Raw genomic sequence first — 14,056 nt, forward strand, 5'->3', positions numbered from 1 at the left:
TTTTTTAGGCGTCGCGGGCCTTTTACCGCCCGCTCAACCGGTTAGCGCGCCGCGCGCGTCAGGATCACCTCGGCAGGTGACTGCTGCAGACGCCTGATTCGCCAAAGCATCATTACCGCCGCGGATGTCAGCCCGATAATAAAGCCGCACCAGAATCCCGCTGGCCCCATGCGTGGCACCAGCCAGTCAGTGAGCGCCAGCAGATAACCGGCCGGCAGACCAAGCAGCCAGTAGGCGATAAAGGTGATAAAAAAGATCGAGCGGGTATCTTTGTAGCCACGCAGAATACCGCTGCCAATCACCTGGATCGAATCGGAGAACTGATAGATCGCTGCCAGCAGCATCAGCTGCGCCGCCAGCGTCACCACTTCCGGATTGTCGTTATAGAGCAGGGCGATCTGATGCCGGAAGGTGACGGTAAACAGCGCGGTCATCGCCGCCATGCTGATGCCGACGCCCTGCGCAGTCCAGGCGGCCACCTTCGCCTGTTCAGTCGATCCCTGACCCAGACGATAGCCGACCCGGATAGTGGTGGCGACGCCAAGCGACAGCGGCATAACAAACATCAGTGAGCTGAAGTTCAGTGCAATCTGATGTCCGGCAACGTCAACGATTCCCAGCGGAGAGACCAGCAGCGCCACCACGGCAAACAGCGTCACCTCAAAGAACAGCGCCAGCGCCACCGGCAAGCCCAGCGTCATCAGACGGGTCAGAATAGGCCGTGACGGCGCAGACCAGCGACTGACCAGATGGATATCCCGCATGGCGCCCATCCGGCGGATCCAGAAACGCATACAGATGAACATCACCCAGTAAACCGAGGCTGTTGCCACGCCGCAGCCGACACCGCCCAGCGCTGGCATACCGAAGTGACCATAGATAAAGATATAGTTAAGCGGGATATTCACCATCAGCCCGAGAAAACCCAGCACCATACCCGGTTTGGTTTTCGACAGGCCTTCGCACTGATTACGCAGCACCTGGAAGAACAGGTAGCCCGGTGCGCCAAACAGCAGCGCATGAAGGTAACCTTCTGCTTTCTGCGCCAGCAGCGGATCGATATCGTGCATCGCCCGGATTAAATAACCGGCGTTCCACAACACCACCATGATCAACAGCGAAACAAAAAATGCCAGCCAGTAGCCCTGACGAATTTGCTCGGCGATACGTTCGCGGCGGCCAGAGCCGTTGAGTTGCGCAACCGTGGGCGTCAATGCAAGCAGAAGACCATGACCAAACAGAATGGCCGGAAGCCAGATAGAGGTGCCGACAGCAACGGCGGCCATATCCGTGGCGCTGACGGCGCCGGCCATAATGGTATCCACAAATCCCATTGCGGTTTGAGCCACCTGAGCAAGGATGACCGGGATCGCAAGGGCAAGCAATTGACGCGCTTCTGTTAAATACTTCTGCACGTTAACACCTGAATAGTTAATAAAATAATGACGGGGTCAGAAAAGCCCCAGGAATTGCGTCCGCTAGTGTAACTGTCAGGACCGGATTCGCCAATCTTTGTCACTGCATGCGATTTACTCTGCTGTCAGGCAACACCGCTGGCTGAAAGCGAACAGCGGACGTGAGCTGTGATAAACTAGCGCAAACTTCGCAGAGGCAAAGACTATGTTTACCGGTATTGTGCAGGGCACCGCAGAAATAGTGTCCATTGAAGAGAAAGAGCTGTTCCGCACCCACACCATCAGGATGCCGGCAGAATTATTGCCAGGCCTGGCACTGGGCGCCTCCGTGGCGCACAACGGCTGTTGCTTAACCGTAACGGCTATTGAGGGCGATCGGGTCAGTTTTGATTTAATTAAAGAGACCCTGCGTGTCACCAACCTCGGCGATTTACGTCAGGGCGATGTGGTCAATATCGAGCGTGCCGCAAAATTCAGCGATGAAATAGGCGGACACCTGATGTCCGGTCATATTATGACCACGGCTGAGATCTGCAAAATTATCCAGTCGGAACACAACCGCGAAGTGTGGTTTAAAATTCAGGACCCGACCCAGATGAAATATATCCTGCACAAAGGCTTTGTCGGCATCGACGGCATTAGCCTGACGGTAGGGGACGTGACCAAAACCAAATTCTGCGTCTATCTGATTCCGGAGACGCTGGAACGCACTACGTTAGGCGCCAAAACCTTTGGCGACCGGGTTAACATCGAGATTGATCCGCATACCCAGGCGATCGTCGATACCGTTGAGCGGGTGCTCGCACAACGGGATGCCGCCGGGACGGTAGCTATGCTGGCCGGAAAGCCTGCCGCGCAGGAATAAAAAATAAGGCGCATCAGCGCCTTTTTTTCTGTTTTTAATCTTGCTCAGCCGCCGCATCAACGCGCCACGCGTAATCCGCCTTCCACACCCCGACTGAATACTACCTGCCATAACTGAATATCACGGGCGCGAAACGCACCGGCACAGGCGTTGAGATAGTAGGAGAACATGCGTTTAAAACGTTCGCCGTAGCTCTCCGCCAGTTGCGGCCAGGCCTGGATAAAGCGCTCATGCCACGCCATCAGGGTCGTGTCGTAATCGGCGCCAAAGTTATGCCAGTCTTCCAGAATAAAATGGGGCTCGCTGGCGTCAGCAATATGTCGAACGGAAGGCAGACAACCATTCGGGAAAATATATTTATCGATCCAGGGATCAACATTCATATCGGTTTTAATCGCACCGATAGTATGCAGCAGGAAAATACCGTCTGGCTTTAAATTACGGTCCACGACATCGAAATAGGTGGCGTAATTTTTCGGTCCGACATGTTCAAACATGCCGACCGAGACAATACGGTCAAACTGCTCATTCAGGTCGCGATAATCCTGCAATAAAATAGTGACGTCTAAACCTTCACAACGCTGTTGTGCCAGCTTCTGCTGTTCGGCGGAAATGGTAACGCCGTGAACTTTCACGCCATAATGACGGGCGGCAAATTCGGCCAGTCCTCCCCAGCCGCAGCCAATATCCAGCAGCGACATGCCAGGCTCCAGCCCTAATTTACGGCAGATCATATCCAGCTTCGCTTCCTGCGCAGCGGCCAGCGTCGTGGCCTCTTTCCAGTAGCCGCAGGAGTACTGCATATAGGGATCAAGCATCAGAGAAAACAAATCGTTTCCTAAATCGTAATGCTCTTTACCGACAATCCAGGCGCGTTTTTTCGACTGGAGATTAGTTAAGCGCGCCGCGGCAATACGCAGCGTATCTTTAAAGTGATGAGGGAGTTGCTGATCCAGTTTATGTTTGAGTACGTGGTGGAAAAATATATCCAGCCGATCGCATTCCCACCAGCCATCCATATAACTCTCGCCCAGACCCAGCGATCCTTCCTGCAGGACACGTTTAAAGAAGTCAGGATTTTTCACCTGAATATCCCAGCTCCGTGAGCCATTAATTTCGATATCCGCTTTTTCCAGCAATTCGTGAACGATGCGATACCAATGGTTTTCTTCGAGGCTCACTTCTTCTACATACGATGAACTCATAGCTTCTCCACCACCTGTCCAATCTTAACCTGAAAAAGAATAGTCAATTTCTTCAGGAATTGAGAAAAGTCACGGATGACTCCGTAAACCAGAGATCTGGCGTGATACAGAGGATTGAAACGGTTCAAAAGCATCAGGCACGGTAACAGTAACGCGCGCGCAGACGCCATCCCGGCAACCCGGTTGCCAATCAGTTTGTTACGTTATTATGTTGTTGATTTGTAGCAGAATTATTGACCCGAATGAGTATATTCTCACGCGGGTCAATATTCAATGACTTATTGTTAGGTTGCTAACTAAAAATCATTGCCTCAGTGATTATCCTGGCAGGCGGTCGTGGGGGTGGCAACATCAGATTGTGCGTTTGTCACCCGCTGCAGCGCGAAGCCGAGCAGGGCGAGCAGAATGGTCAGGGCCATTATCAGGGTTGTGGTCAGCAGTGGCTGGGTTAATCCGGCGGAGACGGCCAGGCTGGCGGCAAAGCATAATCCCAGCTGTAGCGTATTCTGCAGCGCAGCGGCTTTACCGGTCGCATCCGGGAAAGGCATCAGTGCGGCGGAGACCACAATCGGATAGATAGCACCGTTAGCCAGCGCCATGCCGCAGAACGGCAGCAGCAGGCTCAGCAGCGTACTGTGGCCGGAGAGTGCGACGGCAAACAGCGCCAGGATGCTCAGACTGTAGACCGCCAGCAGCCACGGCAGCAGCTGCGCCCCTTTAAAACGGTTAAGCAGGGCACGGCAGCCGAAGCCACCAATCAGGAAGGCAACCGTCTGCGGCAGATAACTCAGACCAATATCGGCGGGCGACAGGCCCAGATCGGCCAGAATAAAGGGTGAGCCGGTCAGCCAGGCGAAAAAGCTGGCGGAACAGGCGGAATAAATCAGTACGTTACCACTGTAAACCCGGGATTTAAGCAGGGTAAAAAAGCCCGGATTTGCGCCCTGGTTGCCCGTTGCTTTGCGGCCCGACGGCAGGCGCAGCGTCGTGAGGATCAAGGCCAGCGCAATCAGCGTCAGCACCAGGAAGATCGAACGCCAGTGGAAATGACCAATCAGCCACGCGCCTAATAGCGGTGCCAGGGCTGGCGAAAGCGCCACCAGCGGCATGATGGTGGCAAACACCTTATTAGCACGTGCGGCCGGATAGCGATCGACCACCAGCGCCTGCCAGCTGACAGCGGCCGCACAGACGCCAATCGCCTGAACAAAGCGCAGCGCCAGCATCAGAAAAATATCCTCTACCCACAGCATACCGGCACAGCCGACGGCGAACAGCGCCAGTCCAGCCAGCAGCACCGGCTTACGCCCGATGCGATCGGAGAGCGGACCCCAGAACAGCTGGCCGCAGGCAAAACCGGCCAGGAACAGGCTCATGCTGGCACTGATCAGGCCTGGCGAGGTATTGAAAGTTTGCTGCATCGCGCCAAACGCGGGCAGGTACATATCGGTGGCTAAAAAGCCCAGCATGCTCAGCAGAGCGAGATAAGGCATAAATCCTTTTGACGGTGACATCTGATTCTCATTTTGCAGGTTGAACGCGGCAGAGTGTAAAAGGTGCGTTTGCCGCTGTGAAACGCTAATATTTGCCGATTGCTGTTAAAAAATTTGAAGGCAGAATATGTGGTCAGAATATGCGTTAGAAGTGGTGGATGCCGTGGCGCGCGGTGGCAGCTTCAGCGCGGCGGCGCAGGAGCTGCATCGGGTGCCGTCGGCTATCAGCTACACGGTGCGCCAGCTGGAGACCTGGCTGGCGGTTCCGCTGTTTGAACGTCAGCATCGTGAGGTGGTATTAACCCCTGCGGGAGAGCATTTTGTCCGGGAAGGGCGCAGCGTCATCAAAAAAATGCTCGCCACCCGCCGCCAGTGTCAGCAGCTGGCCAACGGCTGGCGCGGGCAGTTAAGTATTGCGGTGGACTGTATCGTCAAGCCGCAGCGTACCCGACAATTAGTGAAGGATTTTTACCGGCACTTTCCTGACATGGAGTTGCACATCAGTTATGAAGTGTTCAACGGCGTCTGGGATGCGCTGGCGGATGGCCGGGTGGAGGTTGCTATCGGCGCGACTCAGGCGATCCCGGTCGGCGGCCGCTTTGCCTTTCGCGATATGGGGACGCTCAACTGGCGCTGCGTGGTCGCGAACCACCATCCGCTGACGGAAGTGAGCCAGATAGATGACGATACCCTGCGCAGCTGGCCGTCGCTGGTTCTGGAAGATACTTCGCGCGCGCTGCCACGCCGGATGACGTGGACGCTCGACAACCAGCGTCGGCTGGTGGTGCCGGAATGGCAGACCGGGCTGGATTGCGTACTGGCGGGATTGTGCGTGGCGATGGTGCCTGGTCATCTGGCCCGGCCGTTGCTGGACAGCGGCGCGCTGGTGGAGCTGACCCTGCCGGTGGCTTTTCCGGAGAGTCCCTGTTGTGTCAGCTGGGCGGAAGATCGCGCATCACCGGCGACCGGCTGGTTACTCAGCTATCTGGGTGATGCGCAAACGCTTAATCAGGAGTGGTTAAGCGAAGATTAACGGCGGTAGTCGCGGAACGGACCATCAGCTACGGAACGACGTTCAATCAGGGTTGGATGCACTTCGATGGTCTGAGAAATCTCACGTTTGCTGGTGATGCGATCCAGCAACATCTCCAGCGCTTTCTCACCCAGCTGCGCTTTCGGCTGATGAACGGTGGTCAGCGCCGGCGCGAAGTAGCGCGCGTTGCGCACATTGTCATAGCCGATCACCGAAATGTCCTGCGGCACGCGCAATCCCATCTCATCGGCGGCGCAAATCGCCCCCATCGCCATGATATCGCCACCACAGAACACCGCGGTCGGGCGCTGTTTCTGCGACAGGATCTGCTGCATTGCCTGATAGCCCGATTCAGGTTCAAAGTCACCCTGGACAATCCACTCGGCACGCGGCTGAATACCCGCTTCTTCCAGCGCCTTCAGGAAGCCGGCGTGACGTCCGCCTCCGGTGTTGCGCTCCATCTGGCCGGGGATGGCGCCAATCTCGCGATGGCCACGCTCAATCAGATAACGCCCGGCGAGATAACCGCCCTGAAACGCATTGTCCAGCACCGTGTCGGTAAAGTCGGCGCGGGATTCGCCCCAGTCCATTACCACCATCGGGATGTTACGGTTCTCTTCCAGCATTTTCAGCAGATCGTCCGGATACTCAGAGCACATCACCAGCAGCCCATCGACGCGCTTTTGCGCCATCATGCTGAGATAGGCGCGCTGCTTCTGCAGATCATTGTGCGCATTACCCAGAATCAGGGTATAGCCTTTGTCGAAACAGTGGTTTTCCACTGCTTCAATAATTTCAGCAAAGTAGGGCGCTTCGCTGGAAGTCGCCAGCAGGCCCAGCGTTTTGGTGTGATTCACCTTCAGGCTGCGCGCCACGGCGCTGGGCGAATAGTGCAGTTCCTGAATCGCCTGCCAGACGGCGTTGCGCGTCTCTTCAGCGACAAAACGCGTTTTATTGATGACGTGCGAAACGGTGGTCGTTGAGACGCCGGCGCGTTTTGCCACATCTTTAATTGTTGCCATTAAAATCGGACTCCAGGGCTTATCTAACGCAATGATAAGCATAATGTTAAACGTTTGCGTCTGCTCAGGGTTTTCTGCGCAATTATGCAGGTTTTCTGACCGGTAAACAGGGCGACTGGCGGGTAATGAGCGCCTGAAAAGAGAGCAAACGGAACCGGGGCTGCGCGCGTTGCGCAACAAAGGCAGGATTCTAACAAGGCTGGGCGGATAAAACGAGATTTTTACCCGGTCCTGTGGGAAAATGGCTTAACCCCACAAAAATTGTGACTAAGGAGAGTTAAATGAGTACCGATTTGAAACTGGCGCTGATGACTACCGTCGGCTGCCTGCTGATGATTGTCGCTTTTAGCTTCACCGCGATTCTGCACTGATCGAAAAAGCCGGGCATGGCCCGGCTTTTTGCTGTCTGGCGATCGCTCAACGGCTGCGTTAGCGAATGGTCTTTGGCGTCATGACCCGACGCGCACCAATATAGTGGCGCTGCCAGTAGTCTTCACCCAGCGCACTGATCTGAATATCTTTGCCGGTACGCGGTGACTGAATGAATTTGCCGTTGCCGAGATAAACCCCAACGTGATCGGCGGTGCCGCGGCCATTGATGCGGAAAAAGACTAAATCGCCTTTCTCCAGTGACTCACGTTTAACCGGCGCGGCGTCGCGCAGATGGAACATCTCATTGGCGGTGCGCGGGATCTTGAACTTGACCAAATCTTTATAGGCGTACCAGACCAGGCCGCTGCAATCAAAACCGGTATGCGGTGAGGTGCCACCCCATTGATAAGGTTTGCCCAACTGGCCCATCAGCTTGGTCATCGCCGTTTCGCGCGCTTTCTGGTAACGCTGACGATGTGACTTGCTCATTTTAATGGTGCCGGTGTCACTGCTGCTGGCGTCAACGGTTTTAAGCGAACGCTGGTGGCCGTAGCGTTTTTTACTGGCCGTTTTCAGGGAGGTTTTACTTTTCTTAGCGGGAAGATGGCTGGCGGTGAGTTCGCTTTTTTTCTGTTTTTTGACTTTGAGCTTCTGAACCGGACTGACGCGTGTTTTCTTTGCCGCCGTTTTCAGCGGGCGACGCTTGCGGCGCTCATCTTCGCGCGCACTCTTTTTCTCTGCTTTATGCGAACTGACATTCACCGGCGCCTGCGGTGAGGCAGAAGCGATGTTAAAGAACAGTTGCGCAAAGGCAAGAATGAAAAGCGTAATGATTAAACGCATAGTCCGGTTTTAGTTAAGTTGTCAGGGCCACTACGCACCGCGACAAAGTTGGGAATAATCTGATCCAGGATCAGCGCCGATGCCATTCTAGTCCAGTTCGTTTGAAAACAGTAACGCCTTTTTTTATTAATCTTTCGGCCTCACGCAATTGCGTTGAAAATGAACATTTTCAGCGTCTTATATCGGCAAAACTATTGCAAATTATTAATATGTTACTGGCCGTTAATAACCGGGTGGCATCAGGGCTGATGAGCGGACTTAACAAACATGGCGATTTAATCCGGCAGCGGTAAAATCTCGTTTTCAGTCCTGGTGCGAAGTCGCTACAATAAACAAACACGAAGTGACGAATTAAGGAAGGCAATTATGAGTACTGTAGAAAAAATTCAGCGCCAGATCGCAGAAAACCCGATCCTGCTGTTCATGAAAGGTTCACCGAAACTGCCAAGCTGCGGTTTCTCTGCGCAGGCGGTTCAGGCGCTGTCAGCCTGCGGTGAGCGCTTTGCTTACGTGGATATTCTGCAGAACCCGGACATTCGTGCAGAGCTGCCGAAATATGCCAACTGGCCAACCTTTCCACAGCTGTGGATTGATGGCGAGCTGGTCGGCGGATGTGACATCATCGTCGAGATGTTCCAGCGCGGTGAACTGCAGTCGCTGATCACAGAGACCGCAGAGAAGTTTAAAGAAGCGGAATAAAACAGAAAGGCCGACGCGATGTCGGCCTTTTTCATTGTCTTTCATTGCCGGTTCTTCAGTCAGCGGTCGCTGATGGCTCGCCTTCAGCAAACGGCAGCGGCCATCCACCCAGTCGCTTCCAGCGATTCACCAGTTCACAGAACAAAATAGCGGTCTGCTGGGTATCGTACAGCGCCGAGTGCGCCTGGGTACTGTCAAAATCCATTCCTGCCGCTTTACAGGCTTTCGCCAGCACCGTCTGACCCAGCACCAGTCCGCTCAGCGCCGCGGTATCAAAGGTGGCGAACGGGTGAAACGGATTGCGTTTCAGGCTGGCGCGTTCGGCGGCGGCATTCATGAAGTTGAGATCGAAAGTGGCGTTGTGCGCCACCATAATGGCGCGATTACAGCCGGTATCCTTAATGCCTTTACGCACCATCTTAAAGATGGCGTGCAGCGCTTCATATTCACTCACTGCGCCGCGCAGCGGGTTACTGGGATCGATGCCGGTAAATGCCAGCGCTTCAGGATGCAGCAGCGAGCCGACAAAAGGTTCAACGTGAAAATGCAGCGTCTGGTCGAGATGGATCCAACCCTCTTCATCCATTTTCAGCGTGGTGGCCGCGATCTCCAGCAGCGCGTCAGTCTGCGCGTTGAAACCGGCGGTTTCCACGTCGATGACCACCGGATAGAAGCCACGGAAACGTTGATTGAGTGCATGGGGGGAATTCGATTCAGACATCAGGATCTCATTGCAGAAAAAGGGCAGCGCGCATTATGGCAAAAAACGGGCCCGGGTGCAGCAGATGAAGAAGAGCAGAGAAGATCAGCCCACCCGGCAGGGCAGGCTGAAGAGCAGGCTTAGTTGCCCAGGCCGTGACCGGCGTGTTTGTTTTCGATCAGTTCGATTTTGTAACCATCGGGATCTTCAACAAAGGCAATGATGGTCGAGCCGCCTTTCACCGGACCCGCTTCACGCGTGACGTTGCCGCCATCGTTACGGATGCGTTCGCAGGCCGCAGCCACATCATCAACGCCCAGCGCAATGTGTCCGTAAGCATTGCCGAGGTCATATTTATCCACGCCCCAGTTGTAGGTCAGCTCGATGACTGCACCTTCGCTCTCTTCGGTATAGCCCACAAAGGCCAGCGTATATTTGTATTCGGTGTTTTCGCTCTGACGCAGCACGCGCATGCCCAGCACACGGGTGTAGAAATCGATCGAACGTTGCAGATCGCCAACGCGCAGCATGGTATGAAGTAAACGCATAACATCCTCTTTAATAATCAAAACGCCATCGCCGGATGACACCAGCGCTAAGTATAGCGATCAAAATCGCCAGTGAATAATGGCTGCCATCATCTTCCCGGATGGCAGCCTGTAAGAAGATTACAGCGTCGGGTAATCGATATAGCCTTCAGCACCGCCGCCGTAGAAACTTTCCGGACGTTGCGGGTTCAGCGGCGCATCCTGCTGCAGGCGCTCCACCAGATCCGGGTTCGCGATATAATCACGACCAAACGCCACCGCATCGATCAGGCCGCGGGCGATCAGATCGTCCGCTTTCTCAACGGTATAAGCACCTGCGCCAATGATCGCGCCAGGGAACAGGTTACGCACTTTCTCACGGAAGGCATCGCTGTACGGCTTGCCGCCAGCCCAGTCTGGCTCGGAGAGGTGCAGGTAAGCGATATTGCGTTTTGCCAGCTCACCGATGTACCACAGCGCTGCTTCTTCCTCATCCGGACCGTTATCCAGATTCTGGAAGCTGCCGATAGGCGATACGCGGATACCAATGCGGTCAGCTGACCAGTTAGCGATCACCGCATCAACCACTTCCAGCGCAAAACGGCCACGCTTCTCGATGCTGCCGCCATATTCGTCGGTACGCTGGTTAGAGCCAGGTGCCAGGAACTGATGGATCAGGTAACCATGTGCGGAGTGCAGTTCCAGCAGGTCGAAATCGGCTTCACGCGCATTGGCGGCGGCCTGACCGAAATCGGCGACGATCTGCTGAATCTCAGCCACCGTCAGCTCACGAGGTACCGAAGTCTCTTCGCGGTAGACGCTGCCGTCAGCGGCACGCAGTGAAGTGCGGGTACCGGCAGCAAGGGCCGATGGCGCAACCGGGGCTTTACCTTCTGGCTGCACGCTGTTATGTGAGATACGGCCGGTGTGCCACAGCTGTACCGCCGTGTGTCCGCCCGCCTGATGCACGCCTTCGTTAATCGCTTTCCACGCCGCAATCTGCGGTTGAGTATGCAGGCCTGGTGCGCCGGCATAGCCTTTCGCCTGAAAAGAGATCTGGGTGGCTTCAGTAATGATCAAACCGGCGCTGGCGCGCTGGCGATAATATTCGCCCATCATCGGAGTAGGAATATCGCCTGGCTCAATGCTGCGCAGACGGGTCAGTGGTGCCATAAAAACGCGGTTTGGCACGGTAATTGCGCCGACTTTCAGCGGACGAAACAGCTGGGTACTCGCCATGTTAGCTCCTGATTAGTAGACCAGTCGTCTACAAACACTTTTTTTAAAAATCAGTGGATTTTCAGCCACTGTTCGATGGTACGTAATGCCAGCCGCAGCGGCTGCGGCTCGCGGGAAATCTTGCTTTGTAAGCTTGCACCGAGCCACAACAGCGACAACAGTTCGGCCATTTGCGCCGGAGGATGCGGCAATGCCAGCGACTCCTGCTGAGCAGCGGCACTCAGCGTCTCTGCATAGAGCGCGGTAATTTTTGCTGCGCCCTGTTGCAGCGCGTCGCGCATCGGTTCAGAGAGATCGCAGACCTCTGCCGATACCTTGACGCCGAGACAGCCCACGATGTGTCCCTGCTGGGTAAACAGCTGCTCAGCAGCCCGAAAATGGTTCAGCAGACGCTCACGCGGCGTGCCATCGGGCTGATTCAGCTGAAGCTCAACATCCTGCAGGAAGCGTGCAAAGTAGCGCTCCAGCAGCGCCACGCCAAAGGTCTCTTTGGAACGGAAGTAATAGTAGAAAGAGCCTTTCGGCACTTCCGCCAGGGTCAGCAGTTCGCTCAGCCCCATTCCGGTGAAACCCCGTTGCAGACAAAGCTGCTCACCAATACGGAGCAGATGTTCGCGGGTTTCATTGCGTGGTTGCGTCTTGTTCATGACAGGGAGATTAGTAGACCAGTCGGTCTAATGCAATCGGGCGAGTCGCTTTTGGCACAGAGTGTTCACTCCGTGACGGTGATCAGCAAGAATCGGGTAACAGATATTGCTTCTTTGTTGCACAAACAGGCTAAGATCTCTTCAATAGTCCGTTTCATCTTTAACACCGGAGTCGTGGTGGCCGAGCAGCTTGAGTTTTTCCCGGTTCCCAGTCCCTGTCGTGGCATCTGCGAGAGCGATGCCCGCGGCTACTGTCTGGGATGTTTACGCAGCCGCGAAGAGCGGTTCAACTGGATGCGCTTCAGCGACACGCAGAAGCGTGAGGTGCTGCGTCTCTGTCACCAGCGCCGCCTGCGACTGCTGCGGCAACAGAAGAAAGAGGAGCCGATTGATCCGCATCAACCGAGCTTGTTCTGACGACGTGGCGGTTTCCGTTATACTCTCTGACACCTTTATTCCAGCCATCGTGCCACAGGGAGATCGTTATGTTACAACCGCAAGCCATCGCGTCGCAGGGTCCGGATTTTTCACCGCTCATTATGGGTTACTGGCGGCTGATGGAGTGGGGGATGTCGCCCCAGCAACGAGTGGCATTTATTGAGCATCACCTGAGCCTCGGCATCACCACCGTCGACCACGCGGATATCTATGGTGATTATCAGTGCGAAGCGGCATTTGGCGAGGCGCTGAAGCTGGCGCCAGGACTGCGCGAACGGCTGCAGATCGTCACCAAATGCGGGATTGCAACCCGCGCCCGGCCTGAGCATCGGATCGGCCATTACAATACGGATAAAGCGCATATCATTCAGAGTGCGGAAAATTCGCTGCGCCATTTCGGCACCGATCGCCTTGATTTGCTGCTGATTCACCGTCCCGATCCGCTGATGGAGGCCGACGAGGTCGCCGAGGCCTTTATGACGCTGCACCAGAGTGGCAAAGTGCTGCACGCAGGCGTCTCTAACTTCACGCCAGCGCAATTCGCGCTGCTGCAGTCCCGTCTGCCATTTTCCCTGGTCACTAACCAGCTGGAGATCTCGCCGGTGCAGCAAAATCTGCTGATGGACGGCACGCTCGATCAGTGCCAGCAGTTACGTTTCCGGCCGATGGCCTGGTCCTGTCTGGGCGGCGGACGGCTGTTTAACGATCCCCACTATCAGCCACTGCGAGACGAGCTGGAGGTGATACGCCAGGAGACCGGTGCCAGCAGCATGGAGCAGGTAGTGTATGCGTGGATTATGATGCTGCCGAGCAAGCCGCTGCCGATTATCGGATCAGGCAAAACGGCGCGCGTCACTGAAGCAGCCGCAGCGGTAAACCTGACCCTGAACCGTCAGCAATGGTTCCGCATCCGCAAGGCTGCGTTAGGCTTCGATGTGCCCTGAAGCGTAAAACTGCGTCAATCTTCGGCAGAATAGCGCAACCGGTACCAGGCTTATGCCATACCCTGGTACCAACAAGGAGTCACCATGAAGCTCAAAGCAGTTGCGCTATTTGCCCTTATGACTTGCGGAGCGGCTCAGGCCGCCAGTGAACAGGTCACCATCCATCAGGTCACCGCGGAGGGGATTGGAAAATCGCTCGGTAACGTGACGATTGAAGAGACCCGGTATGGCCTGCAGTTCACGCCCGATCTCAAAGGGCTGCAGCCTGGTATTCATGGTTTTCATGTACATGCAAAGGGCAGCTGTGAACCGGGCGAGTCGCAGGGCAAGGTAGTAGCGGCCGGTGCGGCAGGCGGCCATCTTGATCCGGCTAACAGCGGGAAACATCTGGGGCCTTACGCGGAAGGGCACTCAGGCGATCTGCCAGCCGTCTATGTGGATGAGAAAGGCAACGCCAGCTATCCGGTGCTCGCGCCACGTCTCAAATCGCTGAGTGAAATTAAGGGTAAAGCGCTGATGGTGCATGTGGGCGGCGATAACCATGCCGATCATCCGCAACCGCTGGGCGGTGGCGGGGCACGCTTTGCCTGCGGCGTAATCTGATTTTCAGGGCG

General features: G+C 55.5%; 16 protein-coding genes. 7 read left to right on the forward strand and 9 right to left on the reverse strand.

All coding sequences use genetic code 11. The annotated features are described in order from the left end of the window. Nucleotides 1-41: 41 nt before the first annotated feature. Nucleotides 42-1,415 (reverse strand): MATE family efflux transporter, encoded by a 1,374-nt coding sequence (locus ACX3P5_RS07815; protein WP_233984468.1) that lies wholly within the window; start codon nucleotides 1,413-1,415, stop codon nucleotides 42-44. A gap of 205 nt (nucleotides 1,416-1,620) precedes the next feature. On the opposite strand from ACX3P5_RS07815, the gene ACX3P5_RS07820 reads away from it, so the two are divergent. Then, the gene (locus tag ACX3P5_RS07820) at nucleotides 1,621-2,280 is read left to right on the forward strand and encodes a riboflavin synthase subunit alpha (RefSeq protein WP_233984467.1); all 660 of its coding nucleotides are present in this window, start codon (nucleotides 1,621-1,623) and stop codon (nucleotides 2,278-2,280) included. Between the two features lie 56 nt (nucleotides 2,281-2,336). Here the strand turns inward: ACX3P5_RS07820 and cfa are convergent, their stop codons facing one another. Together cfa and punC are read right to left on the reverse strand one after the other, a co-directional pair. After that, a complete protein-coding gene (gene cfa / locus ACX3P5_RS07825) occupies nucleotides 2,337-3,485 on the reverse strand; it encodes a cyclopropane fatty acyl phospholipid synthase (RefSeq protein WP_233984466.1) in 1,149 nt (382 codons plus the stop codon). Between the two features lie 311 nt (nucleotides 3,486-3,796). Beyond that, nucleotides 3,797-4,999 (reverse strand): purine nucleoside transporter PunC, encoded by a 1,203-nt coding sequence (gene punC / locus ACX3P5_RS07830; protein ID WP_458968513.1) that lies wholly within the window; start codon nucleotides 4,997-4,999, stop codon nucleotides 3,797-3,799. A gap of 106 nt (nucleotides 5,000-5,105) precedes the next feature. Between punC and punR the strand changes: the two genes are divergently transcribed. After that, nucleotides 5,106-6,011: a DNA-binding transcriptional activator PunR gene (punR, locus tag ACX3P5_RS07835; RefSeq protein WP_336755101.1), complete on the forward strand. Its 906-nt coding sequence runs from the start codon at nucleotides 5,106-5,108 to the stop codon at nucleotides 6,009-6,011. On the opposite strand, the gene purR is transcribed toward punR, so the two are convergent. Continuing rightward, the gene (purR, locus tag ACX3P5_RS07840) at nucleotides 6,008-7,033 is read right to left on the reverse strand and encodes an HTH-type transcriptional repressor PurR (protein ID WP_233984463.1); all 1,026 of its coding nucleotides are present in this window, start codon (nucleotides 7,031-7,033) and stop codon (nucleotides 6,008-6,010) included. The genes punR and purR overlap by 4 nt on opposite strands. Before the next feature lie 281 nt (nucleotides 7,034-7,314). On the opposite strand from purR, the gene cydH reads away from it, so the two are divergent. Continuing rightward, entirely contained in the window at nucleotides 7,315-7,404 is a 90-nt protein-coding gene (cydH, locus tag ACX3P5_RS07845; RefSeq protein WP_095707274.1) for a cytochrome bd-I oxidase subunit CydH, read from the forward strand. 58 nt (nucleotides 7,405-7,462) lie between these two features. Here the strand turns inward: cydH and ACX3P5_RS07850 are convergent, their stop codons facing one another. Next, entirely contained in the window at nucleotides 7,463-8,248 is a 786-nt protein-coding gene (locus tag ACX3P5_RS07850; protein ID WP_233984462.1) for a C40 family peptidase, read from the reverse strand. 363 nt (nucleotides 8,249-8,611) lie between these two features. On the opposite strand from ACX3P5_RS07850, the gene ACX3P5_RS07855 reads away from it, so the two are divergent. Beyond that, on the forward strand, nucleotides 8,612-8,947 hold the full coding sequence (locus ACX3P5_RS07855) for a Grx4 family monothiol glutaredoxin (RefSeq protein WP_458969171.1): 336 nt from the start codon (nucleotides 8,612-8,614) through the stop codon (nucleotides 8,945-8,947). Nucleotides 8,948-9,002: 55 nt separating this feature from the next. Here ACX3P5_RS07855 and rnt read toward each other — a convergent pair whose 3' ends face one another. From rnt to ACX3P5_RS07875, 4 genes are all read right to left on the reverse strand, one after another. Further along, nucleotides 9,003-9,668, reverse strand: a complete 666-nt coding sequence (rnt, locus tag ACX3P5_RS07860) for a ribonuclease T (RefSeq protein WP_233984461.1) — start codon at nucleotides 9,666-9,668, stop codon at nucleotides 9,003-9,005. A 119-nt stretch (nucleotides 9,669-9,787) separates the two neighbouring features. Next, nucleotides 9,788-10,195 (reverse strand): lactoylglutathione lyase, encoded by a 408-nt coding sequence (gene gloA / locus ACX3P5_RS07865; RefSeq protein WP_031375718.1) that lies wholly within the window; start codon nucleotides 10,193-10,195, stop codon nucleotides 9,788-9,790. Between the two features lie 120 nt (nucleotides 10,196-10,315). Next, entirely contained in the window at nucleotides 10,316-11,413 is a 1,098-nt protein-coding gene (gene nemA / locus ACX3P5_RS07870; protein WP_233984460.1) for an alkene reductase, read from the reverse strand. 50 nt (nucleotides 11,414-11,463) lie between these two features. Further along, the gene (locus tag ACX3P5_RS07875) at nucleotides 11,464-12,060 is read right to left on the reverse strand and encodes a TetR/AcrR family transcriptional regulator (RefSeq protein WP_233984459.1); all 597 of its coding nucleotides are present in this window, start codon (nucleotides 12,058-12,060) and stop codon (nucleotides 11,464-11,466) included. 177 nt (nucleotides 12,061-12,237) lie between these two features. Here ACX3P5_RS07875 and ACX3P5_RS07880 point away from each other — a divergent pair, with 177 nt between their 5' ends. The 3 genes from ACX3P5_RS07880 to sodC all read left to right on the forward strand — a co-directional run bounded on the left by ACX3P5_RS07880 (nucleotide 12,238) and on the right by sodC (nucleotide 14,045). Then, complete coding sequence (locus ACX3P5_RS07880) at nucleotides 12,238-12,477, forward strand: DUF1289 domain-containing protein (RefSeq protein WP_458968514.1); 240 nt, start codon at nucleotides 12,238-12,240, stop codon at nucleotides 12,475-12,477. A 68-nt stretch (nucleotides 12,478-12,545) separates the two neighbouring features. Beyond that, nucleotides 12,546-13,442 carry an aldo/keto reductase gene (locus tag ACX3P5_RS07885; protein ID WP_336755104.1) on the forward strand — a complete coding sequence of 299 codons (897 nt, stop codon included), beginning with the start codon at nucleotides 12,546-12,548 and terminating at the stop codon, nucleotides 13,440-13,442. An 84-nt stretch (nucleotides 13,443-13,526) separates the two neighbouring features. Beyond that, nucleotides 13,527-14,045, forward strand: a complete 519-nt coding sequence (gene sodC / locus ACX3P5_RS07890; protein ID WP_233984456.1) for a superoxide dismutase [Cu-Zn] SodC — start codon at nucleotides 13,527-13,529, stop codon at nucleotides 14,043-14,045. Nucleotides 14,046-14,056: the final 11 nt, after the last annotated feature.

The organism is Pantoea sp. S-LA4, from assembly GCF_054482835.1.

Excerpts from the sequence above, each read along its gene's own strand:
- ACX3P5_RS07820 (WP_233984467.1), top strand. The coding sequence starts at position 1,621 with ATGTTTACCGGTATTGTGCAGGGCACCGCAGAAATAGTGTCCATTGAA.
- cfa (WP_233984466.1), bottom strand. The coding sequence starts at position 3,485 with ATGAGTTCATCGTATGTAGAAGAAGTGAGCCTCGAAGAAAACCATTGG.
- punC (WP_458968513.1), bottom strand. The coding sequence starts at position 4,999 with ATGTCACCGTCAAAAGGATTTATGCCTTATCTCGCTCTGCTGAGCATG.
- punR (WP_336755101.1), top strand. The coding sequence starts at position 5,106 with ATGTGGTCAGAATATGCGTTAGAAGTGGTGGATGCCGTGGCGCGCGGT.
- purR (WP_233984463.1), bottom strand. The coding sequence starts at position 7,033 with ATGGCAACAATTAAAGATGTGGCAAAACGCGCCGGCGTCTCAACGACC.
- cydH (WP_095707274.1), top strand. The coding sequence starts at position 7,315 with ATGAGTACCGATTTGAAACTGGCGCTGATGACTACCGTCGGCTGCCTG.
- ACX3P5_RS07850 (WP_233984462.1), bottom strand. The coding sequence starts at position 8,248 with ATGCGTTTAATCATTACGCTTTTCATTCTTGCCTTTGCGCAACTGTTC.
- rnt (WP_233984461.1), bottom strand. The coding sequence starts at position 9,668 with ATGTCTGAATCGAATTCCCCCCATGCACTCAATCAACGTTTCCGTGGC.
- gloA (WP_031375718.1), bottom strand. The coding sequence starts at position 10,195 with ATGCGTTTACTTCATACCATGCTGCGCGTTGGCGATCTGCAACGTTCG.
- nemA (WP_233984460.1), bottom strand. The coding sequence starts at position 11,413 with ATGGCGAGTACCCAGCTGTTTCGTCCGCTGAAAGTCGGCGCAATTACC.
- ACX3P5_RS07875 (WP_233984459.1), bottom strand. The coding sequence starts at position 12,060 with ATGAACAAGACGCAACCACGCAATGAAACCCGCGAACATCTGCTCCGT.
- ACX3P5_RS07885 (WP_336755104.1), top strand. The coding sequence starts at position 12,546 with ATGTTACAACCGCAAGCCATCGCGTCGCAGGGTCCGGATTTTTCACCG.
- sodC (WP_233984456.1), top strand. The coding sequence starts at position 13,527 with ATGAAGCTCAAAGCAGTTGCGCTATTTGCCCTTATGACTTGCGGAGCG.